Raw genomic sequence first — 23339 nt, forward strand, 5'->3', positions numbered from 1 at the left:
AATTTATCCACTGCCCACCAGCATTATCACACCCTTGATGGACTACAAAAAAATTGAAAAGGAGGAAACAAAGCAGTCGTACTTTCATTCCCAGCGCTTATTGAAATGATATTCATATAAGCGATGGACGGCTTTAGCTTTTTTGTACGATAGCCGAGAATTTTTTTGCCGTTTCTGTCAGCCTGGTGTAATCTTCACCTGTAATCAATTTCGCAGGATTGATCAATGAACCGCCTACTCCCGCCGCGATGGCCCCTGCCTTAAAAAATGGCGCGAGGTTGTCAAGGTTGACACCGCCAGTTGGCATAAGGGGAATATGAGGAAGCGGTCCTTTAAGATTTTTAAAGTAGCTAACACCCAATGCATCTGCCGGGAAAACTTTGATAATGTCAGCTCCATGCTCGTAAGCAGTCAATATTTCGGTTGGTGTGAGTGCACCAGGGATGCTAATAACGCCATAGCGCTTCGCCAGTTTAATCGTTTGGACATTGACGGTTGGAGAAAAGATAAATTCAGCCCCTGCCATGATGACCGCACGGGCCGTTTCAGGATCCAATACTGTACCGGCACCCGCTATGATATCATCACCGAACTCCTCTTTCAGTCTTTCGATTAAATGGCACACTTTGGGAGTTTCCACTGTTATCTCTAGCGTTCGGATGCCGCCCTCTTTCAGGGCCCGGGCGATTGGTATAATTTGATCGGGGCGTGCATCGCGAATGACGGCGACCAGCTTCCCATGTTTAAGTTCTTCTAGTTTAGTCATTTTTTCCCACCTTTCTACCTCGTTACATCCTCTGTGCCGCCATTCATGAACAAATTGAGGTCGGCACGGATTGGCAAACCCTCAACATCGCCATTTACCATCGTTGCCATTGCTCCCATAGCATTTCCACGCCTTGCAGCTTCAGCTAGCGGCAGTCCATCCAGCATGCCGGAAAGTACACCGGATGCAAAAGCATCCCCAGCACCGATGGGATCAACGACCCGGTCCACAAAGAATCCCGGAACGTATGTTTTCCGTACAGACGGGGCTGAAATTAAACAGCCTTCTTTGCCCAATTTAAGTAAAACTGTTTCGACACCAAGTTCATGAAAATGATCGACAAATTCTTCCGGGGTATGGGAACCGAATAAAAATTCGGCTTCGGCCACCCCAGGCATGACGATATCACTTTTCGAGGCGTACTTTGTTATGATGTGACGTGCTTCAGTTTCATCGCCCCATATTTTCAAGCGAATATTCGGATCGAAGACGATTTTTTTTCCGTTTTCTTTAGCAATGCGGACCGCTTTATCCAAGAGCGACTGACAAGAATTTCCTAGTGCGGGTGTAATCCCCGTAATATGGAGATAAGCGGCGTCTTGGATGGCAAGATCCGTTAGTAATTCCGCCGTCATTTTACTAGCTGCCGAATCTTTCCGGTAATAATAAACTCGAGTATCATTCAGCCGTCTCAATTCTTTAAAAAAGACTCCGGTAGGCGCTTCAGGGTCTCTTGTTACATAAGAGACATCAACGCCTTCTCCGCGAATGAACGATTGCATGGCATCGCCAAATTCATCCTCACCGAGACGGCTAATCCAGCGTGAGCTATGACCGAGTCGGCTTAACCCAATCGCGACATTGGATTCCGCACCGGCAAACTTCATCGAAAAAGATCTGGCGTGGCGAAGCGGTCCTTCTTCATTCGGGGTAAACACTGTCATTGTTTCTCCGATGGTTACAACATCCATGTCATCATCTTCTTTCTCTTGTCATGCTATTACGTGATTAGAAAGCGTACCGATCTTCTCAATGCTGACGTTCATCCGGTCACCGTTTTTCAACCAGATTTTCGGATTCCTTCCCATTCCAACGCCTGGTGGCGTGCCAGTTGCAATCAAATCACCTGGCATTAGTGTCATGGACTGTGATAGAAATGAAATGATTTTCGGAACCGTAAAAATTAGGTTGCTTGTATTGGAATCCTGCATAATTTCACCGTTTAATTCAAGCGAAATCGCTAGATTGTGGGGGTCACCCACTTCATCTTTTGTCACGATAACTGGACCAAATGGAGCAAATGTGTCCGCCGTTTTGCCTCTTGACCACTGACCGTCCTGAAATTGCAAATCTCGGGCGCTGATATCATTCATAATCGTGTAGCCAAAGACGTAGTCATCCGCCTCTTCTTCTGACACACGTTTCGCTTCTCTACCAATGACAAACGCAAGCTCTGCTTCAAAGTCGACCTCGGTTGAATTAATCGGAATTTCAATCGCATCATTATGCCCGGCAATGGCATTAGCATATTTCGAAAAAATGACCGGTGATTCAGGAGGCTCCATCCCGGATTCCTTGCAATGATCAAAATAGTTAAGTCCTACGCAAATGATTTTATCCGGCTTTGCGATTGGCGGCAGGATATTTACTTCTGACAGTTTGAATATTGCATCGTCATTTACCCGTTGCTCGATTATCTGTTCAGCACGTGAACGCAACTCGCTTCCTCGTTCTATAAATTTTTTTATGCAAGCAGGAAATTCTTCTGGACAGAGAGCCGTTAAGCTGATAATTTGATCATCTTTAACAAGACCGATGTGCTGTTCGGTTTGCACGGAAAAAGTTGCTATTTTCATATTTTTCCCCTTTCTTAGGTTAATGCGTATGGTGTTTTTTCCCCTTTTAAGACCTGAACGATATTTCTTGCTGCTTTTTGACGAAGTTCAACCATCGCTTCCTCAGAATACCAGGCGCTGTGAGGCGTAATGATGACATTGTCCATTGTGAGTAGCGGGCTATCGATGCTGACCGGCTCATTTTCTGTCACATCAAGTGCAGCACCTGCAATTATCCCTTTTTCAAGTGCATAGGAAAGTGCTTTTTCATCGATTATCGGTCCACGTGCCGTATTAATGATGACCGCGTTACTCTTCATCTGTTTAAGGCGCTCCTCATTGATCATGTGGTATGTATCATCTATTAAGGGCACATGGATCGACAAATAATCGGCTTCGCCTATAATTTCGTCGAGATCCATTTTTTGAACCCCGACAGCAGCCATGTCTGCTGCCGATACGAAAGGGTCATAAGCAGCGGTTTTAAAGCCGAGCGGTTTCACCTTTTCAATGAAACGGCGCGGAATCCGGCCAAAGCCGAGAACCCCAACCGTTTGTTCATTAAAACGGTGAATCGGGACACACACCTTAAAGTCCCAGTTACCTTTTTTCACTTCCTTGTTTAACAGTGTCACTTTCCGCGCCGACGAAAGTAAAAGTGCCAATGCATGATTCGATACTTCTTCCATGCCATAATCCGGTACATTGGCGACAGTTATCCCCTTTTCCTTAGCCGCATTGAGATCAATTGTATTGACGCCAACACCATAGCGGGAAATGATTTTCGTGTTCTCAAGCGACTCAATGACTCGGCGTGAGATAGGAGCATATTGATTTAAAATTGCATCCGCTTCTTTTGCCTGCTCCATTACTTCTTCTTCCGTTTTGCATTGCGCTTTGATGAAATCGATTTCCAAACCGCTTTTTTGAAAAATCTCTTCTTCATATTTCAAATGGTCAAATTCATAATCCGTTAATAATATTTTAAAGGGCATTTGGGCTAAACTCCTTTATAGTAATAAATACCTGACATCTATTTCGCTGCTGCCTTTTCAATTTTTGCAATACCGAGTCCTTCTGCACCGAGTTTCGATGTTTTGGCTTCTGGGAAGTATCGTTCGATCATTTGAATACCAATTGCGGCACGGCGTACACGTTCTTGAGCGAGTGAGATGTTCGTACTTTCCCATTGTTTCCCTGAAGGGTATACATCAGGATGATTACGCAGACCAAATTTAATGTATACAGGCGCCAATACACGGATAATTTCCGGTATTTCATAATAGCGAAGAAAGCCTCCAAAGGTATCCGGAACTTCAACGTATAAATCAATTGGAATGTTTATTGATTGTCGGATCGCTGCAAGTTTGGACAGCGTTAATGCAGGTGGCACGTTGTAGGTATCCGCTCCGATGTCTTCCATTAATTTAACGGATACTGGATTGGCTGAACCCATTTGAACCGATACTTTAACAACAAAGTCTTCCGGAAGCTGTCCGTATTTTTTCATTTCTTTCGTTAAAAGTAGGAGTCCTTCATCCGCAACTAACGCACCGCGAAGACCAAGTGCAGCTCCTCTTTTCAAGTCTTCCATGGCATAAACAAGCTGGTCCGATCCTTCATGGCGGATTCCCTGAGATTTACCTCCTGGCGTAAGCGGTCCCGCACTGACATCCCATGAACCCCTGGGACCGACAAACAGACTGAGCTCCATGCCGCGCTCTGCTGTCATTTCACACATTTCTTTAATTTCTTCATCCGTTTGAAGCATGATGCCGCTGCCCTGGGATATCCGGTGAATAGTCAAACCGAGTCGGTCAATTTCTTTCAATGTTTCTTTTAGGGCAGCTGGACCTTCTACACTTGGTAGTTCAATACGATATTGAGCTCCATCCGGAAATGTTTTCGTTGATGTAGGAAGTTCTTTAAGATCAGTAGATGGGTAGCCTAATTGTTCGAGCAAGTCGCGTGATTCTTTCATTTTTGGACGCCTTCTTTCATATTTATATTTTTTAAGAGAACAGCTACTTTGTCACTCAAATCAGCAGGGTAAACATCGCATGGGGCACGGTGTCCAGCCGCAACGTCAAACCAGCGCTGATGAACGGCTTCTTTCATGGCTGTAAAAAATGTCGGACCGTAATTGTACACATCCATCAGTTTTGAAATCACTTGATGATTTTTCTGGGCTTCAGCGAGATCTCCTTTATGATACGATTCATATAAATGTACGGATATTTCCGGGGCAAAGACAGCGCTTCCATTAATGCTTCCAGCTGCACCAATCATTTGAGCCGGAAGCAAATGCTCGTCAAACGCGGAGAAGACTTTGAAATCACTGCGAACTTTCTTCACTTCCGCCAGCACTTGACGAAGGTGGCCGAAATCACTGACCGTCTCTTTAATACCTGCTATATTTAAATGATTTTGGGCTAATTTTTTAATCAATTCGATTGATAAATTTTGTCCGGTCAAGAGCGGGATGTTATAAATGAAAACTTGCAGATTAGTATGATTCGCCACACTGGAAAAATGTCGATATAATTGCTCGTCAGACAGCTTCCAGTAATATGGGTTTACTACGAGAACGCCGTTCGCTCCATGCTCTTCTGCATAAGAAGTCAGTTCATGCACCTCTTTTAATGCGGTATGCCCGACTCCGACCATAACTGGCACTCGTCCGTTAATGTGCTTTAACATTTCGCGTACATATAATTTCCTTTCTTCAGTCGTAAGTGAGGAGAACTCACCTGAACTACCCATCAACAAAATACCGTCAATATTCCGTGAGATTAATAGGTCGATATACCTTCTGTTCAACTCCAAATCCAAGTTCCCCGTTTCATCAAATAAGGTGACTACCGGTGGAATGATGCCATGAAAGTCCATTATTTTCCCTCCTTTTATTACCATTCAGCGATACTCCCGTCTTCATTACGCCAAATTGGGTTTTTCCAATTATGTCCGGTCTCTGCTGCCTGCTTCACTTTTTCCTCATCAATTTCCACTCCAAGACCCGTTTTATCCGGAATGTTCACATAGCCATTTTCATAATCGAATAATTCTGGATTTTTCATATAATCGAGAATGTCCATGCCTTCGTTGTAATGAATACCAAGGCTTTGCTCCTGAATAATGAAATTCGGTGTCGTTGCGTCCAGATGAAGGGATGAAGCAAGAGTCATTGGACCGAGCGGGCAGTGCGGCGCAATGGCTACATCATACGCTTCTGCCATTGCGGCAATTTTTTTCCCTTCTAAAATACCACCTGTATGAGACAGATCCGGCTGAATTATATCGACATAACCATCTTGAAGTAGCTGCTTAAAGCCCCAGCGCGTATACATTCTTTCTCCCGTCGCAATCGGACACGTAGTATGCCAGGCAATCTCACGAAGTGCTTCATTGTTTTCCGGGAGCACCGGTTCTTCAATGAACATTGGACGGTATGGTTCGAGTTCTTTCACAATCACCTTTGCCATCGTTTTATGAATCCTCCCGTGAAAATCCACACCGATGCCAAAGTCTTTGCCAACCGCTTCCCTGATTGAAGCAACGCGTTCGACGACCGCTTCTACTTTTGAAAAGCTATCTATGTAATTCATTTCTTCTGATGCGTTCATTTTGACTGCAAGGAAGCCTTCTTTCTGTTTTCCTAGTGCGGCAGCAACTACATCCACCGGTCGATCTCCTCCGACCCATGAGTACACTTTAATTTTTTGACGTGCTTTACCGCCGAGCATTTGGTATACAGGAATATTGAAGTATTTCCCTTTAATATCCCATAGTGCCTGCTCAATGCCGGAAATGGCACTCATTAAAATTGGCCCCCCACGATAAAATCCACCTCGATATAGAGTTTGCCAGATGTCTTCAATATCGTTCGGATTTCTTCCGATCAGATAATCGGTCAATTCGTTAACTGCTGCTTTAACCGTTTCAGCACGGCCTTCCACGACAGGCTCTCCCCATCCGGAAATGCCTTCATCCGTATCGATTTTTAAAAACAGCCAGCGGGGCGGGACTTTGTATAAAGAAATTTTTATGATTTTCATCAAGCACCTCGCAATGTTTTTTTGAAGAAAGAGAGATTTTCAAAAATGGAAACCTCCCTTGCACCTGTTAAGAACCTTTAATAAAAACCGTTTTTATGGCTGTATAAAATTCTTTCGCCGCTTCCCCTTGCTCTCGCGAACCCGTGCTTGATGCCTTCATGCCTCCGAATGGGGCTTGCAACTCTACGCCCGCGCTTTCTGCGTTAATGCGGACAAGACCTGCTTCAATTTCATCAATGAATTCCAAAATTGAGCTAATATTTGATGTGAAGATTGAGGCACTCAATCCGTATTTCGTATTATTTGCCAAGTCAATCGCTTCGGCAAGATCGGTTGCTTTCATAAGTGCGATAACTGGTCCAAAAATTTCTGCCTGTGCAATCTCCATTTCGGACGTCACGTCTTCAAAAATCGCTGGTGTGATGAAAAAGCCCCTATCATAGTCTCCGCCAGTTAATATCTCCCCGCCATGTATGAGTTTTGCTCCCTCCTGCTTGCCTTTTTCAATGTACTCTGTGACCGTATTGAACTGGCTTTCGCTTGCACATGGGCCCATCCAAATACCCTCTTGAAGACCGTTGCCCACTGTAATTTTCGCTGCTGCCTTTACCAGTTTTTGTTTGAATTCATCATAGACGGACGATTCAACGACTACACGACTTGAAGCTGTGCATTTCTGGCCGGAAGAACGAAATCCACCGCTGATGACCGCCTCGACAGCTTGGTCGATGTTTGCATCTTTCGTTACGATGACTGGATTCTTTCCACCCATTTCAAGTTGATATTTTATTCCGCGGGCGGAAGCTGATTTTGCGACGCTCTGACCGACACTTTCAGAACCGGTAAATGTGATCGCATTTAAAAGCGGATGATCGATGAGTCCTTGGCCAATGATCGATCCTTTACCGGTAATAAAATTCACAACACCCTCAGGAAAGCCTGCTTTGGTAAAGCATTCCATGACTTTCGCTGCCGTAACGGCTCCCTCAGTAGCCGGTTTCCATACGATTGAATTGCCATAAACAAGAGCTGGAGCCATTTTCCAGATGGGTATTGCAACTGGGAAATTCCAAGGTGTGATTATCCCTACAACACCTAGTGGGGTCCGTTTCGTGAACATTAGTGCGTCTTTATCGGATGATGGTATGACATCGCCGTCTTTCCGCATCCCTTCCCCAGCATAGTAACGCAGGATTGCAACACCTCGTGCCGTTTCACCCTTTGCTTCAGGAAATGTTTTACCCATTTCACGAGTCATGGTTTCAGCAATTTCATCTAGATTTTCTTCCAATATATTGGCTGTTTTAAAAAGGATTTGTCCACGTGCAGATTGCCCGAGCCTGCGCCAATCCCTTTTTGCCTTATGCGCTGCAGCCACAGCTTTATTCAAGTCTTCTTCGGTTGAGCTTTGTACGTAGCCAACCGGCTCTTTGTCCGCAGGATTAATACTTTCGATGGTATTTCCAGAAGATGCATCCACCCACTCATTATTAATGAAATTTTTATATGTTTTCGTTGCAAATGTAGTTGATATCATAATCTTTAGCTCCTTTTACGTTTAGAATGTCGGTCCAATTCTCCAAATGCCAAAGTCATGCTGCTTTAATATCTCCGCTTTTGTTAGTTTTCCATTTGAAACGTGTTGAATTTCCTCCATAATGCGCCTGCCCACTTCATCAACGGTTTCTAACCCATCGACAATGGTCCCAGCATTCAGATCCATATTTTCATTCATCTTTTCAAACATTGGTGTATTAGTTGAGATTTTAATGACGGGTGAAATAGGAGATCCTGTTGGCGTGCCCCTTCCACTAGTGAAGAGAACGATTTGGGCTCCGCCTGCGACCATGCCTGTCAATTGCTCAATGTCATGGCCAGGTGTATCCATCCATACTAGCCCTTTTTTCGTGGGCACCTGTGCATAATCAATGACTTCTTCCAATCTGGTTGTACCTGATTTTGTCGCTGCCCCCAGAGATTTTTCTTCTAGTGAGCTGAGACCTCCCTCAATGTTTCCCGGACTTGGATTTCCGGTGCGGATGTCTACGCCCATTTGAATCGAGCGGTCTTCCATCATTTTAATAACCGCATAAGCTTTTTTTGCTACCTGGCCGTTTGCCGCCCTGTTTGCGATCAAATGCTCAGCACCGATGAGTTCAGTCGTTTCCGCTAATATTGCGGTTCCCCCTTGCTGAACTACCAAATCGCTTGTACGTCCGACTGCCGGGTTCGCCGATAAGCCTGAGCATGCATCCGACCCACCGCATTCTGTGCCGACAATCAGCTCGCTAAAATCACATAATTCCCGTTGCACCATCGAGGCATCCTGGACCATTTTTACCGCAATTTTAGATACTTCGGCAATGGTTTGAAGAGTGCCTCCATGATCCTGGATCGATATGGTTTCCACTGGTTTACCGCATTTGGCAATTTCATCTCCAATGCGGTGCGCCTGATGTGTTTCACAGCCAAGTCCGAGTACAATGACACCATATACATTAGGATTCATGCCCATCCCCGCATAGGTTCTGGCCGTTTGATCATAATCAGTGCCCACTTGCGCACAGCCATGCTGATGAATGAATGTAACGGTTCCGCTCACCAATTCCGTGACGCGCTGAGCTGTTTGAGTTGCACATGTTATCGTTGGCAAAATCAGTACATGATTCCGTACACCGACGCGGCCATCCGGACGGCGGTAGCCCCAAAATTGCATTTTTTCATTCAGCAATTTTGTCACCCCTTCCTCTTTTGCCTTCTAAATTGTGTACATGAACATGTGCACCAGCGGGAATAAAAGCTGAGGCTGCACCTATGACTTCTCCATATTTAATTATGTCTTCTCCTTCTTTGATGGCTTTGACTGCGAACTTATGTCCAAAACGAATCGGTTCAAGGATGGCTACGACAAGTTCTTCAAGGTCTGATTTCACAACTACTGATGTGTTTGCAGGGATTTCGGCTAAAGCGACAGCTACACTATCTTTCCTACTTAAGTAAAGTGTTTTATACTCGCTCATTTTGTCACCCCTTAAATGGTTTGAACTGCTTTACTTTGGATAACCGGGTTGTTTAATACCCCTATCCCTGGTATTTCGATTTCAATCCGGTCATCGCCTTTCAATGTAAATTCATTTGGCGGTACCACGCATGTACCTGTAAGTAAAACGGATCCGTCAAATACAGTATTATCCAAGACTAAATAGTCGACGAGCTCTTCTAATTTTCGTTTCAGTTGGTTTACTTTCGCTTCACCTTCAAATACTTTTTCTTCATTTCGAAAAATCCGGCACATGATTTTAAGCTCATATGGATCCGGAACAGCCTCTTTTAATAAGATGGCCGGTCCAATGGAACAAGAGTTTTTCCAAACTTTTGCCTGTGGGAGATAAAGCGGGTTTTCACCTTCAATATCACGGCAGCTCATGTCATTCCCTGCGATATATCCGAGCACCGTTCCCTTTTTATCGATGACAAGACCAAGCTCCGGCTCCGGAATTTGCCATTTTGAATCTGAACGCAAGTATACTGGGTCATTCGGGCCTACGGTTCTTGCTGCAGTTGATTTAAAGAAAATCTCAGGACGCACTGCATCATAAACTTTGTCATAGAAAGTTTGGCGGTCCAGTTTTCCTTGCGTTGCTTCGTAGTTACGTGCTTCCTTGCTTTTCTTATACGTAACACCAGATGCCCATACTTCCGGTGCGTCGATCGGCGTTGTTAATTGAAGACCTTCCAATGGCTGTTTTTCCCCTTCAGCGACAATTTGTTTTACAATGTCAAACGCCGTTCTGTTTTCACAGCGTGCCGTTGTAATCAACGACATAAAATCCGTAAATGGAAGGTCCACCACATTATTTTCGTTTGTCACGGCAGCAAGTTGTTTTTTGTTTTCATGTACATAGCGAATAATTCTCATTTGTTAGTTCCTCCTAATGGCAGACCTCTTTTTATATTTTTTGATATTCATAACCGAGCTCCTGCGAAATCTTACTGCTGCATTCCTTTAAGAGACGTACATAATACTCATGTGATTCTTCGTTTACTTTCGAAGCTGGCATCGATACACTCATTGCAGCGATTACCTTTCCTGAATAATCTCTTATCGGTACGGCAAGACAGAAAATGCCCGGTTCATTTTCTTCATTATCCATTGAATAACCATTAATGCGTGCTTTTTCGATTTCGGCTAAAAACTGTTCCTTGGATCTAATCGATTTTTCTGTCGGTCCCGTATAATCATAGCCGTCCAAGAGCAAATCCAGTTCACTATCCGTTTTGGTTGCAACAAGAGATTTGCCAACTGCACTTGTATGAATCGGAACACGACGGCCAATACGGGAATACAGGACCGTTACCCCAGTACCTTCCACTTTATCGACATAGACACCTTCCTGCCCGTCCAATATGACAAGGTGCAGCGTCAAATTCGTTGTTGCTGAAAGCCCTTCAAGATGTTTTCTTGCTACATTGCGCAAATCGAGATGGGTCACAACAACGCTTCCCCTCTCCAATAGCTTTAATCCTAGCGAGTATTTTCCATTTTCTTCGCCTTGTGAAATATAGTGATGCTCCTGTAAGGTTTTTAATAGTGAATGAACCGTACTTTTATGTAAATTCATTCTCTTACTTATCTCTGTGATAGTTAGTTCACGCTCACGCTCATCAAATAAATCCAATATTTTCAAGGCACGCTCCACCGATTGGATGATAGGCATCGTTCCTCACTCCTTTTATCATTCTGTCTACCTTTATCTTATCGGATTTATGACGAGCATACCTCACTTTATTTCTACTTTTTTTTCATGGATTATAATATCTTGTTCATAATCAAGTACCGCATCCTCAATGACAGCGATTGGAACAACACCATTTGCTGCATCTGTATGCCCAAACATCCTGTTGCTTGCCGCAACCATTTTTTGTCTAACTTTCATCCGCTGCTTGCGTTCAGCTGCCAATGATTGTCTTTCTTCTTTATAATGATCCGCAAAATCATGAATAACCTTTCCAGAATGAAGTTGAGTAGAATCTACAAAATCAATCCGTCGATCACGAAGCTGAAGGTGAATTACATCCCCTGATTTAAGTAATCCAATGCCGCCACCTTCATACGCTTCCGGGGTCATATGTCCTATGGCAGCACCATATGTGACTCCTGAATAGCGGCCGTCGCTAATGATTGTAGCGATTTTTTTCATAACACGATTTGCATTGATGTGTTGCATTGGTGTAAACATTTCCGGCATTCCGAATGCCACTGGCCCCTGCCCTGAGATAATAACCGCAATTTTCAATGTGCCTGCTTCAACCATCCTGTCAAATAACTCCCCATAGGTAGCGGTTTTTAGAAGAGACCATTCCGGCTCATTGTTGTATTTAAGAGATTCTAGCAATAGATTATGTTCGAATAGCTTTTGCTCTTTTATTTTTGAAAGCAGATTCGAATCGAGCAGGCTTTTATTTGCATCATCTTCATTTTCGTAATATAGGACAAATGCAAGCTTATCGTCGAATTGGTCAAGCTGTGGTGTCGGCATTCCGCTGATTTTTACAACGGCGCTTTCAAAGAAGTTTCCTTTTAATACATCAACACCGCTGAATCCACGGCGTGGATTGGATAAAATGACCTGATTTTTCTTTACATTAACCGCTTTTAGGCTACTTGTGATCGAAAGACGTTCTTTCCAAGTTTTTGCTGCGACAGTCGGCGCATCCTGATCCATTGGAACACCATTCTCAATAAGTTCATGAAAAAGTGTTTCCATTCCTCTGCTTTTCCCGCTGCAACACTGCATCGCAAGTGAATATATGTCCCTTCCTTCTGTCAGACTGTAATCAAATAAGTCAGGAATTGGATGTGAATGATGAATGCGGTCAAGATCCCATAAACTGAATTTGAATCCTGCATAAAGCATGCCTGCGACAATATGCATCATTAAGTTAGTAGAACCACCCGAAGCGCTGTGAATACGGATTGCATTTTTTATGTTCGCAGCGACAATGTTGGCCACGCCGTAGCGCTCTTCGTTTATCATGCCGGCAAAGCTATCAAGCACCGAGTTAATCTGGCGTTGTGTTGGTGGATCGGTCAATAGCTCCACTGCTGGATGAACGAGACCCATGCCTGCCACTAAATGACGTGAACTATTCCCCGTACCATTAAAGGCACATACACCTCCCTGCCCGTCACATGTTGCGACAGCAAGTCTCATTTCAAAGTATTTATGCTGTTCCTTCGTCAATATTCCTCGTTCATAGGCCCGTTCAAACACGCCCTGGAAAGCAGTATTCGATGAACATTGCAATATATATGCCATCGTATCTCGTAAATCTACGGCTACATCGGCTGCTCCTTTACTTTCCGCTTTTTTCGCAAGAGTTTCCAATTCTTCAATCACGTCAGCTGGAATCGAACCGCCTTCCAATACGTGAGCAGGTGCGAATGTTGCGAAAAAGGGCGCTTCACCACGGTTTCGACGAACACGATCAACATGTGCGAGTGCACTTACAACACCAAGAGGCTGTTTATCACACCCTTGAATGACGAATGCACCATGATAACTGTGAGCTTCTAGCTGGTTGACAACCATTTGTGCAACCGCGTTTCGGCTCTGGAGAGAGTAACTCATTCCTTGATTGTTTTGCGCCGTGCCATCACACATCACCGGTGTCGAGAAATGAAACGGCACACCGCCGTTTTGCCAAATGCGGATTGCTGCCCGTGCTGACGTTTGGTAATCCATTATATGGGCCGGATGATCGGACGAACCACCGATTATTGCGATCCGCGGGGCATTCCTCTCTAGCCGCATATAAATTTCTTCAAGCGTCCAATCAGGCTTGCCCCCTTCATATGTGGAGCCAAGCGTCAGCTTTGAACGGTCCAACAGACCTGCAACCGTAATGGGTTCATTTGCTTTTCCCTGTACATTATCGCGGTAAGGGTTTATCCCGTTATCAATTAGTGGATATAGGTGTGTCATTTCAGCGCTCCTTTTCTGATTTCAAATGATTTCTTCCATTCTCTAAAAATAGTAAAGAAGGTTTTTAGTCTAGTGCCAATTCTTCTGGTTCTGATAGGATTTTTAAATTTTTGTTTTTTAAAGCTTCTTCCATCATGCTTTCAGAAATCCAAATTTCACCGATTTCTAGCGTGTTTTTTATTCTTACGACTCTCACTTTAGTTAAGTCAAATGCATTGCACGTTTTGATGGCAGCTTTAACAGCTAATTCCTGCGTATCCAAAAACATCGGGAGCTTTACTACATCTGTCACTGTGCTTGTGAGTGCATTGGCATAGCCTTTTTCCCATTTGATTTCATTCATGACGGCCTTCGTCGTCATATCAGCCATGCCGATGCCGTTTGCATTACCGTGAGTTTTTTCAGTAAGTCCAAGTACAACGGTCCGTTTAACGTCTGGTCCCCCGGTAGCGTATGGAGTGGCGAAGTTACCCGTTATATTCGGATCCATTCCATCCCCCGAAATATCCTTTCCGAGTTCATTTACAATAAGTACGTCGATCGAATCGAAATGTATTTTCGGCATCAATGATTTTGCTTCAAGCAACAGTCCCGGTTCCACTACCTCCAGGTCCTCAGCTGGGACTGCGACGATTTTCGCCGGTTTATCATAAGCATTTTCAATCGACGCAAGACCAAATATGATAGGAGCTTTTGACAAGGAAACCTTAGCCATTTCAGGGACATGTTCCGCCATATACTTAAAGCTGTATGCATGTGCAGCTTCGGCTCCCTTTTGCTTTCCTAAACCGATAGTTATCATTTTCATAAGTCCGCTTTCAACCGGTCCGCGAAATGCTGTATGTGGTTTTATCCGATTAATGACTATGATTTTATCCGATTCGTAAGCAAGTTTATCAATATAGACAGGGAGGCCATTTGGCAATTCATCCAGTTTAATAACTTCCATCGATGACCTGATAGGCGCTCCAACCGCTTCTTCTGAAATACCCAGCTGAAGCAACACATCGATTTGCCCTTCCGCCGTGGCACCACCATGGCTTCCCATTGCAGGTACGATGAAAGGATTACCTCCCGCCTCCTTAACGGCAGCCACCGTTTCTCTTACTAATGTAGGAAGGTCCGCTACCCCTCTGCTTCCTACTGCAATTGCCACCCTGTCTTCTTCATTTATTCTTGATAAGACACCTGCTTCTTTTATCGCCTTCTTCACCTCACCGGCTACATCAGCGATTTGAGGTGTACGAAAATTCTGCCTCACTTTGACCATTTTCGGTAATTGGATTTCACGTAAAAGTTCAGAGATAATATCCATTTTCTATCCTCCAAACAATCTGGATTATTTATCGCGTACTTTTTCAACTTCGCTCATCATTTCCTCTACAAGATCCGGTCCGAATTTCTTGGCATATTCGTCCGTCACTGGTTGGATGGCCTTCTTCATTTTTTCCATTTCTTCCGGCTCTACTTCATTGATTTTCATTCCTTCTTCTTTTAGATATTTAAGTGCCTTTTCATTTTCTTTTTGGTTAACTTCCCGTTGATACTTTCCAGCCTCTTGTGCGGCCTCACTCATGATTTCTTGCTCTTGTTCTGATAGGTCATCCCAGAACTTTTTACTTACAAGGAATACAAATGGTGTATAAACATGATTTGTAAGACTTAAGTATTCTTGCACTTCATTATATTTTTGCGTTTGAATTGTTGCGAGTGGATTCTCCTGACCATCAACAGTGCCTGTTTCCAGTGCAGTAAACACTTCTGAGAAAGCCATCGGCGATGGATTCGCCCCTAACTTTGAAAATGCATCTAAATGCACTTCATTTTGCATGGTACGAAGTTTAAGCCCTTTGAAATCTTCAGCCGTTTTAACAGGGTGTTTACTGTTGGTTAAGCTTCGGAAACCATTTTCCCAGTATCCCAAACCTACTAAATCATGTTCCGGTAATTTATCCAAAAGTTTTTTTCCTACTGCACCATCAAGTACTGTATAAGCTTCTTCTTCATCATTAAAGACAAAAGGGAAGTCATAAATTCCAAATTCCTTAATCATACCAACAAGTGGTGAGGTTGAAGGAACAGTTACTTCCTGTAAGCCACCTTGAAGAGCTTCTGTCATTTTCTGATCATCTCCGAGGGTGGCATCAAAAAAGTTTTGGACTTTCATTTTCCCCCCGCTTTTTTCTTCAACCAGTTCTTTAAATTTCTCCATTCCTTTTCCTTGTGGATGCATTTTACTATTTCCGATCCCTGCTTTGATTGTTCTTTCCTGTATACCGTCAGCTGAAGCGCTTTCATTCTGTCCGCTTCCACAAGCGCTTAATAATAGTAATGAAGGTAGTAGTACTCCAACCGCCAAACGTTTGAACAAATTATTCATTTTCATTTTCCTCCTATAAAATAAGATGAATACCAGCAAACAGACCCATATACTTGTTTAATTCCGTTAGGAGGTAAACCATTCTAGAGGAACCAGCACTAAGGAAGGAAACAAAATCAACAAGATCAATATAATTACTTCCACGAGCAAGAATGGCCAAATCCCCTTCATGATTTCTTCCATACTGATCTTACTTATGCCGCACATGACATTTAACACGGTTCCGACCGGTGGTGTAAGTAAACCGATGGCGTTATTCAGGATAAACAGGACACCGAAGTAAACTGGGTCAATACCTGCAGCGACCACCAATGGCATCAATACTGGCGTTAGAATAAGGATTGTCGGCGTCATATCCATAGCAGTTCCAACTACGATGACCAATAAGTTTATCATTATTAATAGAAGGAATGGATGATCCATAAATGGCTCCAGCAATTCAATCACCTGAGCAGGTAAATCGGCTACAGTTATCAGCCAGGATGACACGAGTGCTGCGGCGACCAGAAACATGACAACACTTGTCATTTTTCCTGCATGAACAAAGACCTCATATAAATCTTTCACTTTCATTTCACGATAGATTACTAGACCGACAAATATTGCGTAGACTGCAGCCACTACTGCCGCTTCAGTCGGTGTGAATAAACCGAATTTCAATCCACCAATGATAATGACGGGCAGGAATAGAGCCCAAATGCCTTGACGAAGAGAGGTAAGTATTTCTTTTGTTGAAGCTCGGGGGTTAACGGCGACTTTATCTTTTCGTGCAACAATGGACCAGGTAACCGTTAGTCCGACCGCTAGTAAAATACCAGGAACGATTCCTGCCATGAACAGCTTTGTAATGGACACACCACTTGCGACACCAAAAATGATAAAGCCAATACTCGGCGGAATGATCGGGGCAATGATACCACCGGATGCAATCAACCCACTTGACCGGTTCACATCATATCCTGACTTCACCATCATGGGAATTAATATAGCTCCAAGCGCTGCTGTATCGGCAACAGCAGATCCTGATAAACTTGCAAACAACACACTCGCAATGATCGCAACATAGCCAAGGCCTCCCTTGATATGGCCAACCAAGTTCATTGCCATCTCAACGATACGCCGTGATAATCCGCCCCTATTCATCGCCTCTCCTGCAAGCATAAAGAACGGTATGGCCATTAGAGGGAAGTTATCGGCGCCACTGATTAGATTTTGTGCGATTATTTGACTATCAAAAATACCAAGGAAGTACATTAACACTACACTACTTACAAGTAAGGCAAAGGCAATAGGTATTCCAAGTCCCATGGCTCCCAGTAAAGATCCGACAAATACACCTATCATCCCTGTTTCTCCTCCTTGACAATCCTAATATCTGAAGCAAATTCATCAGTATGGAGAGAAATTAGCTCTTCTGACTCACTTATCATCACCAATTCTTCGTCTTTAATTTTATTGAAGAAAATCCTATACAAATTGAAAATGATCATGCTGCCCATTGACACACTCACAAGAATACCTGTCCCATATACAAATGCCAGTGGCATGCCGGTGGCCGGGGCAGTACTGTCAATGTTTATCAATGTCATTTTCCAGCTGCCATCCAAGATTAGGATGAGAACGAATAACATCATCAAATCACTAATAACTAGAACCACTTTTTTCATCTTATTCGGGAGTCGTTTGATGACCATATCGACACCTAAGTGTTCTTTATTTTTGAAAGCTCCGATGGCGCCAAGGAACGTCAACCAAATAAAGAGATACCTTGACATTTCTTCTGACCAAGTAATCCCTGAATTAAAGAAATAACGAAGAACTACATTACCAAACACGAGTACGACCATTATTGCTAAAGCAACTGCCATAATAATGTTTAACGAATTTTCCAAGATTCTTGATATTTTATTCACCTATACATCTCCCCCTTCCTATCTAGAGCGCCTGCTTCATTCTGCTTGTATTTTACCGACAAGCTCCTTCGCCCAGTCATTTTTCTCAAAGACTTCATCATAAACAGGTTGAGATGCTTTTAACATTTTTTGTGAAAAGTCTTCGTCAGGCTTTGTAAATTTGATTCCATTATCCATAAGATATGCTTTGTCATCTTCATAACTTTTTTCCATCAAATCAAACTCATATGCTGCCGACTCCTTTGCTGCTTTTTGAATGATTTTTTGTTGCTCCTTTGTTAGCCCTTTATAGAATTTGCTATTGATAATGTAAATATTGGGGCTGAACATATGCTTGGATTCCAGTACATCACTTTGTACTTCATTCCACCCCGAGGATCTCAGTGTGGCTATGGGATTATCTTGAGCATCAACAACCTTTTGTTCAAGTGCGGTAAAAACTTCTGAAATAGGCAATGGGCTAACATTTGCCCCCAATGATTCACCTAATTTTATGTAATTCGGGATGTTCGGCATTCTAAGTCGAAGTCCATCAAAATCTTTCATTCTCTTAATTGGACGATTACTCGAAAACATCCTAAATCCGTTTGCACTCCATGCGAGCGGTGTCACCCCATGCTTTGGATCAAGATCTTCTGTCAATTCCTCTCCTATAGGTCCATTCAATACCTTCTTTACATGATCGTAATCCCTAAATAGGAAGGGCCATTCCGGAACACCCATTTTAGGAATGTCCGACTGCATAATTAGCCCTGGAACGCCCATTTCGATCGTTCCGTTTCTAACGCCGTCATAAAATTCTTTTTCTGCACCTAATGTACTGTTCGCATAAATCCGAACCTCTAGTTCACCATTACTCTCCTTTTCAACCATTTTTTTGAACTTTTCTTTCAAAGCAATGTTTTGAGGATGATTTTCAGCAAAATAATGTGCCACTTTTATCGTTTTCTTTTCAACTCCAGATCCACTGGTTTTTTCTCCCTCACCTCCACCACATCCTGATAAAAGGAATGTCATTGCAAGAGTTAAGCTTGTGGAAAATACAAAAAGCTTATTTTTTTTCAATAAAAACCCTCCCCTGAGTTTTTTGTAAGCGTTATCATTTGTGGCTGATCTTAAAAACTTCTCCTCACCCTTGTATAAGCAAAAAACAAATTGTTTTATATTATAAAACACAGTTTTTGTTTTATTCAGAGTAAGGATAAAACACTTCACTTCTCATTACGTTTCACAGGTTAATTCACTTTTTAAGCCATTACTTTAATAAAATAAAAGGTTAATTTGTTCTATAATATAAAACTCGGTTTTCGAATTTTATATCTTACGTTGATTATAAGCTCCCATTTTTACTAATGTCAAACCATTTTTTGAATTTTATAACAATTTAACAAATATTCTATTTCACTAATTAATATTTACAGAGATTTTTAGAAACAAAACGGGAAAGATAAAAGTCGTTTTTTTCTATATTAGAATATTTATAGGATAGAAAATCAAGCAAAACCAGGTTTCCCTTAAAATACATACAATATGAACCCCTCTTACAACAGGTTAAAGACTTAAGGAATAAAAACTCCAACGAAGCTTTTAAAGTCTCATTAAATATATATTTAATTATTACCGATATATAAAACATGGTTAATATATAACACGGGGAAGGAATAAACAAAGATGAATAAACTCAGTACGAAAATAGGTTTTGTTCTTTTAACAGGCATGGTCATTACATTAATTGGAAGTTTATTATTAATGTATAAAAGTACAAATGATACGGTTGAGAAAACAATCGCTATGAGCAGCTTAGACATTGCAAGCAACATCTCTCATGCAATAAATCCAACATCTTATGCTGAATTTTTAAGTAATCAATCCGAAACCTCTACATATTGGGAGATATGCGAGCAGTTAGACGATTATAGACAAAAAACTGGAGCATTATATGTATATACATTGGGAATTGACGAAAATAACAAAAAAGTCCATATTCTTATAGACGGAATGGGTAAGGGAGATAAAAAAGCATCTCCCATTTTAACACCCACAACCGCAACTTCATTTCAGGATGTAGATAGCGTCATGAAGGGAAAGGTTACTACCACTTCCATCGTTCATGATCCTGAATATGGTGACTATTTATCCGTTTTCGTTCCCATAAAGAATGGGAACGAGGTCATTGGAATTCTAGGGGTGGATATCGATGCCAGCAAAGTCGATGCTACGGCCAGCACGGTTCTGGGTGGCATCCTTCCCCTGATGATAATAATCAATGTAATTATTGACGATCGTAGTGGGTGCACTAATATGGTTCTTGACTAAAAAGTTAAGCCCGCTTCTCAAGGTCAGCTTGGCTGCAAAGGAAATCTCAAATGGAGATTTATTAACAGCCAATAAACTGATTAGCAACACAAGGGTTAAGGGAAATGACGAAATCAAGGTTTTAGTGAAATCCTTTGAAGAAATGATCACCAATACAACTATGATCGTCAATTCCATGAAAAGCTCATCACTCGAATCATCAAGTGATATCGAGCACAAAATCAAAGAAATGGATACTTCCACACAATATATCGTTAATGGGATTCAGCAAGTTTCAGGAGCTGCGGAAGTACAATTGCACAGAAGTGAAGAATCATCGAGGGTCATCGAGGAAATGACCATAGGTATACAAAGAATTGCCAAAGCTTCTTCAGAAGTCAGCGAACAGACAAATCATGTTTCAACTAGGATGTCCATTGGAAATCAAGATATAAATGAACTCTCAAATCAAATTCTGCAAGTAAAAGATGTGATGCTGCAAACAAGTTCAAGAATAAAGAATTTGGACGAACAAGCAAATGAGATTGTGAATATTGTACATGTAATTACAGGAATTGCCGAGCAAACAAACCTGCTATCACTAAATGTGGCAATTGAAGCTGCTAGAGCCGGTGAACAAGGTAAAGGTTTTGCGGTGGTATCGAACGAGGTACGGAAATTGGCAGTGGGCACGAAGGAATCTGCCATCCATATTCAAGAGTCCCTGCTTCATTTTAAATCCATCATAAATGAATCAGTGAAAATGATGGAAACTGGAACTAATGAGGTAGAGGAAGGGACAAAATTTGTGCTGAATACAAGAGAAACTTTTAAACAGACTATAAAATCTTTTGAGCATGTTAGTGATCAGATTCAAGAAATATCAGCCATTACAGAGCAAATGGCAGCAAGTTCTCAGGAAATCAATGCTTCGATAGAAGATTTTGCAGGGTTGACAAGGGAAACGGCAGTGGCTTCAAAGCAAGTGGCACAATCAACCGATCAACAAGCGAAATCCATGGAGGACATTTCCTTCTCCACCTCCTCAATGGTTAAGCTCGCTAATGACCTGGAAACATCTGTTGAACGGTTTAACGCTTAAACATCTCTAACCACTATTCTATTACTATATCAAGAAAGGGATTTTGCTATTCATGCAAAATCCCTTTCTTACTATTTTACTTAGTTGATTTTAGTTTCAAATCACCTTCATAAGGTATATGTTCCACTGTTATCGTTATATCTTTTCCCTCTTTATCTTTACCGATTCGTTTATACGTGAATTTATTTTCATTAAGCTCTGTAAGTTCAAGAACTGCGCCATATTTATTTTCCCCTAGTGAAACATGTGCTCTTATCTTATTTCCGTGAACAACATCGTAATAGCCGTAATCACCACGGCTTTCACCGGTTTTAGCATCAAAAAATTCATACTTATTTGTTTTATCATCATATTTTGCAAGACCTAAATAATTCGAGTTATAGCTTGATACATCATTTCCCTTTTCATCCAATGCCACTGTTCCTTGCCATGGGGTGCTTGATAAAATTTTATCTCCATCAACATCTGTTTCTACGTCTCCAGTGTAAGTTTCCAAATTTTTGTCTGGATCTGTAAAGGAAAGTTCTGTTTCCTTATAAGGAATATGATCAACAAACACCTCTACGTCATTTCCATTAGCATCTTTACCCATTCTTTTATAAGTAAACATATCCTTATTCAGTTCTGTTATTTCAACAACGGCCTGGTAACCCATCGATTCTGAAATTAACACTCGCATCTTCCCATTGGTAATAAAGAAAGTTCCCTTATCACCACGACTTTCTTTTGTATTTTTATCAAAAAATTCATATCTGGATGTTTCATCGTCATATTTTGCGAGACCAATAAAGTTAGCATTCTCCTTTGTTAAGTCATTATTATTCTTATCATAAACTTTTGTACCTTGCCAATTCGTGCCACTAAGAATTTTAGTCAATTCCTGGCCTGCTGTTAACTTATTTTCTTGTTTACTTTCTTTGGCAGTTTGTTCCTGCCCCTGTCCACTATGACTGTCTTGTGCGTTTGTGTTACATCCTGTTAGGGCCAATGTTAATCCAAGTAGTATAGATGATGAAATTTTTGCTTTTTTGTTCATTTTTTCGTCTCCTCATATCCTATTGTGATTTTAATTAATTAGCGGTGCAATTGACATTACAAAATGAAAGTATCGCAATCTGGTTATTTTGCTCCTGCTGTTAATAAAATTTGTTCAATCTCTTTAAATCCTTTTTCGCGGGCATGTTGTAAAGGGGTAATATTATTATTATCAGGAATGTTGACAACTGCACCATGATCTATTAACAATTGCACTGTTCGCTGCTGTTTTCCATCACCATCATTCAAAATGATAGCTTCTAGCAAAGCTGTCCAACCAAGATCATTTACATGATTCACATCAATATCAGTTTTAGTTAGGAGTTCTTTAATAACCTCTACATATCCATGTTCCGAAGCAGGGATTAAAGCCGTTCCTCCATAACGGTTGGTTATGGACGGGTCGGCACCTGCTTCAATCGCAAGTTTAAGTATATCTAGATAACCTTCAGCACCGGCATACAAGAAGGGGCTATTTTTCATGTCATCCTGAATGTTGACGTCTGCACCCGCTTCAATAAGGATTTTTGCAGACTCTGCATCGTTCTTATAAGTCGCAATCATAGTGGCGGTTCGCCCTGCCGAGTCCTGTGTATTAATATCTGCACCTTCCTCAATCAAACTCCTTATTCTTTCCGTTTCTTTTCGTTCTACTGCTTGAATCAGTAATTCATTCATTCCCTTTCCTGACTCCTTATGCTGTTTATTTGGCTCTCTTTCGCTATCTAAGACACACCCTTGAAGGATGAATAGGCATCCGATGACAATCGTTAGCCGTCTCCACATGAAACACACCATCCTTTCATCTGCCCAAATGGATTTTCCGTCATCTTGATGCACCAAAAATGACTTGTGCTATAAATGTGTTTGAGGTAGCATGAGTATTTTTCTCCCTTTTTATTTTTTAGTTGCTTTTATTAATCCGTCTCCATTATATTAGTGCTTAATCTTAAACTCCCTCTAAACAATTTC

At 41.9% G+C, this 23339-nt stretch carries 22 protein-coding genes and 1 pseudogene; 3 read left to right on the forward strand and 20 right to left on the reverse strand.

Annotated elements, in window-relative coordinates:
* Window positions 1-133: 133 nt before the first annotated feature.
* The 18 genes from ADA55_RS04520 to ADA55_RS04605 form a co-directional block, all read right to left on the reverse strand.
* Window positions 134-766, reverse strand: coding sequence for a bifunctional 4-hydroxy-2-oxoglutarate aldolase/2-dehydro-3-deoxy-phosphogluconate aldolase (locus tag ADA55_RS04520; RefSeq protein ID WP_048679717.1), 633 nt, complete (start codon window positions 764-766; stop codon window positions 134-136).
* A gap of 14 nt (window positions 767-780) precedes the next feature.
* Window positions 781-1737 (reverse strand): sugar kinase, encoded by a 957-nt coding sequence (locus tag ADA55_RS04525; protein WP_048679719.1) that lies wholly within the window; start codon window positions 1735-1737, stop codon window positions 781-783.
* Between the two features lie 21 nt (window positions 1738-1758).
* Window positions 1759-2622 (reverse strand): fumarylacetoacetate hydrolase family protein, encoded by an 864-nt coding sequence (locus ADA55_RS04530; protein ID WP_048679722.1) that lies wholly within the window; start codon window positions 2620-2622, stop codon window positions 1759-1761.
* Window positions 2623-2636: 14 nt separating this feature from the next.
* Window positions 2637-3596, reverse strand: a complete 960-nt coding sequence (locus ADA55_RS04535) for a C-terminal binding protein (protein WP_048679726.1) — start codon at window positions 3594-3596, stop codon at window positions 2637-2639.
* 38 nt (window positions 3597-3634) lie between these two features.
* Entirely contained in the window at window positions 3635-4582 is a 948-nt protein-coding gene (locus ADA55_RS04540) for a U32 family peptidase (RefSeq protein WP_048679730.1), read from the reverse strand.
* Window positions 4579-5490, reverse strand: a complete 912-nt coding sequence (locus ADA55_RS04545) for a dihydrodipicolinate synthase family protein (protein WP_048679734.1) — start codon at window positions 5488-5490, stop codon at window positions 4579-4581. Before ADA55_RS04545 ends, ADA55_RS04540 begins: the two co-directional genes overlap by 4 nt.
* Before the next feature lie 17 nt (window positions 5491-5507).
* On the reverse strand, window positions 5508-6656 hold the full coding sequence (gene dgoD / locus ADA55_RS04550) for a galactonate dehydratase (protein ID WP_048679740.1): 1149 nt from the start codon (window positions 6654-6656) through the stop codon (window positions 5508-5510).
* A 67-nt stretch (window positions 6657-6723) separates the two neighbouring features.
* Entirely contained in the window at window positions 6724-8193 is a 1470-nt protein-coding gene (gucD, locus tag ADA55_RS04555) for an alpha-ketoglutaric semialdehyde dehydrogenase GucD (RefSeq protein ID WP_048679742.1), read from the reverse strand.
* 21 nt (window positions 8194-8214) lie between these two features.
* Entirely contained in the window at window positions 8215-9372 is a 1158-nt protein-coding gene (locus tag ADA55_RS04560; RefSeq protein WP_048679869.1) for a UxaA family hydrolase, read from the reverse strand.
* A 4-nt stretch (window positions 9373-9376) separates the two neighbouring features.
* A complete protein-coding gene (locus ADA55_RS04565; protein WP_048679745.1) occupies window positions 9377-9676 on the reverse strand; it encodes a UxaA family hydrolase in 300 nt (99 codons plus the stop codon).
* An 11-nt stretch (window positions 9677-9687) separates the two neighbouring features.
* A complete protein-coding gene (locus ADA55_RS04570; protein WP_048679749.1) occupies window positions 9688-10575 on the reverse strand; it encodes a fumarylacetoacetate hydrolase family protein in 888 nt (295 codons plus the stop codon).
* Between the two features lie 31 nt (window positions 10576-10606).
* Entirely contained in the window at window positions 10607-11374 is a 768-nt protein-coding gene (locus ADA55_RS04575) for an IclR family transcriptional regulator (RefSeq protein ID WP_048679752.1), read from the reverse strand.
* 63 nt (window positions 11375-11437) lie between these two features.
* On the reverse strand, window positions 11438-13642 hold the full coding sequence (locus ADA55_RS04580) for a dihydroxy-acid dehydratase (protein ID WP_048679755.1): 2205 nt from the start codon (window positions 13640-13642) through the stop codon (window positions 11438-11440).
* 64 nt (window positions 13643-13706) lie between these two features.
* Window positions 13707-14957 (reverse strand): lactate racemase domain-containing protein, encoded by a 1251-nt coding sequence (locus tag ADA55_RS04585; RefSeq protein WP_048679757.1) that lies wholly within the window; start codon window positions 14955-14957, stop codon window positions 13707-13709.
* A gap of 24 nt (window positions 14958-14981) precedes the next feature.
* Window positions 14982-16028, reverse strand: a complete 1047-nt coding sequence (locus ADA55_RS04590; RefSeq protein WP_048679759.1) for a TRAP transporter substrate-binding protein — start codon at window positions 16026-16028, stop codon at window positions 14982-14984.
* A 60-nt stretch (window positions 16029-16088) separates the two neighbouring features.
* A complete protein-coding gene (locus ADA55_RS04595) occupies window positions 16089-17366 on the reverse strand; it encodes a TRAP transporter large permease subunit (RefSeq protein ID WP_048679762.1) in 1278 nt (425 codons plus the stop codon).
* Window positions 17363-17935, reverse strand: a complete 573-nt coding sequence (locus ADA55_RS04600) for a TRAP transporter small permease (RefSeq protein ID WP_048679765.1) — start codon at window positions 17933-17935, stop codon at window positions 17363-17365. Before ADA55_RS04600 ends, ADA55_RS04595 begins: the two co-directional genes overlap by 4 nt.
* 36 nt (window positions 17936-17971) lie before the next feature.
* Entirely contained in the window at window positions 17972-19000 is a 1029-nt protein-coding gene (locus ADA55_RS04605) for a TRAP transporter substrate-binding protein (RefSeq protein WP_226990408.1), read from the reverse strand.
* 606 nt (window positions 19001-19606) lie between these two features.
* Between ADA55_RS04605 and ADA55_RS28220 the strand changes: the two genes are divergently transcribed.
* From ADA55_RS28220 to ADA55_RS27895, 3 genes and pseudogenes are all read left to right on the forward strand, one after another.
* On the forward strand, window positions 19607-20251 hold the full coding sequence (locus tag ADA55_RS28220; RefSeq protein WP_048679768.1) for a hypothetical protein: 645 nt from the start codon (window positions 19607-19609) through the stop codon (window positions 20249-20251).
* A pseudogene (locus ADA55_RS31315) lies at window positions 20223-20393 on the forward strand (HAMP domain-containing protein); the annotation flags it as partial. The gene ADA55_RS28220 and the pseudogene ADA55_RS31315, both read left to right, overlap by 29 nt.
* Window positions 20394-20480: 87 nt before the next feature.
* Entirely contained in the window at window positions 20481-21332 is an 852-nt protein-coding gene (locus ADA55_RS27895) for a methyl-accepting chemotaxis protein (protein ID WP_414629827.1), read from the forward strand.
* A 76-nt stretch (window positions 21333-21408) separates the two neighbouring features.
* On the opposite strand, the gene ADA55_RS04620 is transcribed toward ADA55_RS27895, so the two are convergent.
* Window positions 21409-22368, reverse strand: a complete 960-nt coding sequence (locus ADA55_RS04620) for a DUF4822 domain-containing protein (RefSeq protein ID WP_048679774.1) — start codon at window positions 22366-22368, stop codon at window positions 21409-21411.
* An 83-nt stretch (window positions 22369-22451) separates the two neighbouring features.
* Window positions 22452-23153 (reverse strand): ankyrin repeat domain-containing protein, encoded by a 702-nt coding sequence (locus tag ADA55_RS04625; RefSeq protein ID WP_048679776.1) that lies wholly within the window; start codon window positions 23151-23153, stop codon window positions 22452-22454.
* Window positions 23154-23339: the final 186 nt, after the last annotated feature.

It is taken from the genome of Bacillus sp. 220_BSPC (assembly GCF_001054655.1).
Taxonomy (GTDB): domain Bacteria; phylum Bacillota; class Bacilli; order Bacillales; family DSM-1321; genus Peribacillus; species Peribacillus frigoritolerans.

Coding starts and splice junctions, on each gene's coding strand:
- ADA55_RS04520 (WP_048679717.1), bottom strand. CDS start 766: ATGACTAAACTAGAAGAACTTAAACATGGGAAGCTGGTCGCCGTCATT.
- ADA55_RS04525 (WP_048679719.1), bottom strand. CDS start 1,737: ATGGATGTTGTAACCATCGGAGAAACAATGACAGTGTTTACCCCGAAT.
- ADA55_RS04530 (WP_048679722.1), bottom strand. CDS start 2,622: ATGAAAATAGCAACTTTTTCCGTGCAAACCGAACAGCACATCGGTCTT.
- ADA55_RS04535 (WP_048679726.1), bottom strand. CDS start 3,596: ATGCCCTTTAAAATATTATTAACGGATTATGAATTTGACCATTTGAAA.
- ADA55_RS04540 (WP_048679730.1), bottom strand. CDS start 4,582: ATGAAAGAATCACGCGACTTGCTCGAACAATTAGGCTACCCATCTACT.
- ADA55_RS04545 (WP_048679734.1), bottom strand. CDS start 5,490: ATGGACTTTCATGGCATCATTCCACCGGTAGTCACCTTATTTGATGAA.
- dgoD (WP_048679740.1), bottom strand. CDS start 6,656: ATGAAAATCATAAAAATTTCTTTATACAAAGTCCCGCCCCGCTGGCTG.
- gucD (WP_048679742.1), bottom strand. CDS start 8,193: ATGATATCAACTACATTTGCAACGAAAACATATAAAAATTTCATTAAT.
- ADA55_RS04560 (WP_048679869.1), bottom strand. CDS start 9,372: ATGCAATTTTGGGGCTACCGCCGTCCGGATGGCCGCGTCGGTGTACGG.
- ADA55_RS04565 (WP_048679745.1), bottom strand. CDS start 9,676: ATGAGCGAGTATAAAACACTTTACTTAAGTAGGAAAGATAGTGTAGCT.
- ADA55_RS04570 (WP_048679749.1), bottom strand. CDS start 10,575: ATGAGAATTATTCGCTATGTACATGAAAACAAAAAACAACTTGCTGCC.
- ADA55_RS04575 (WP_048679752.1), bottom strand. CDS start 11,374: ATGCCTATCATCCAATCGGTGGAGCGTGCCTTGAAAATATTGGATTTA.
- ADA55_RS04580 (WP_048679755.1), bottom strand. CDS start 13,642: ATGACACACCTATATCCACTAATTGATAACGGGATAAACCCTTACCGC.
- ADA55_RS04585 (WP_048679757.1), bottom strand. CDS start 14,957: ATGGATATTATCTCTGAACTTTTACGTGAAATCCAATTACCGAAAATG.
- ADA55_RS04590 (WP_048679759.1), bottom strand. CDS start 16,028: ATGAAAATGAATAATTTGTTCAAACGTTTGGCGGTTGGAGTACTACTA.
- ADA55_RS04595 (WP_048679762.1), bottom strand. CDS start 17,366: ATGATAGGTGTATTTGTCGGATCTTTACTGGGAGCCATGGGACTTGGA.
- ADA55_RS28220 (WP_048679768.1), top strand. CDS start 19,607: ATGAATAAACTCAGTACGAAAATAGGTTTTGTTCTTTTAACAGGCATG.
- ADA55_RS27895 (WP_414629827.1), top strand. CDS start 20,481: ATGGATACTTCCACACAATATATCGTTAATGGGATTCAGCAAGTTTCA.
- ADA55_RS04620 (WP_048679774.1), bottom strand. CDS start 22,368: ATGAACAAAAAAGCAAAAATTTCATCATCTATACTACTTGGATTAACA.
- ADA55_RS04625 (WP_048679776.1), bottom strand. CDS start 23,153: ATGTGGAGACGGCTAACGATTGTCATCGGATGCCTATTCATCCTTCAA.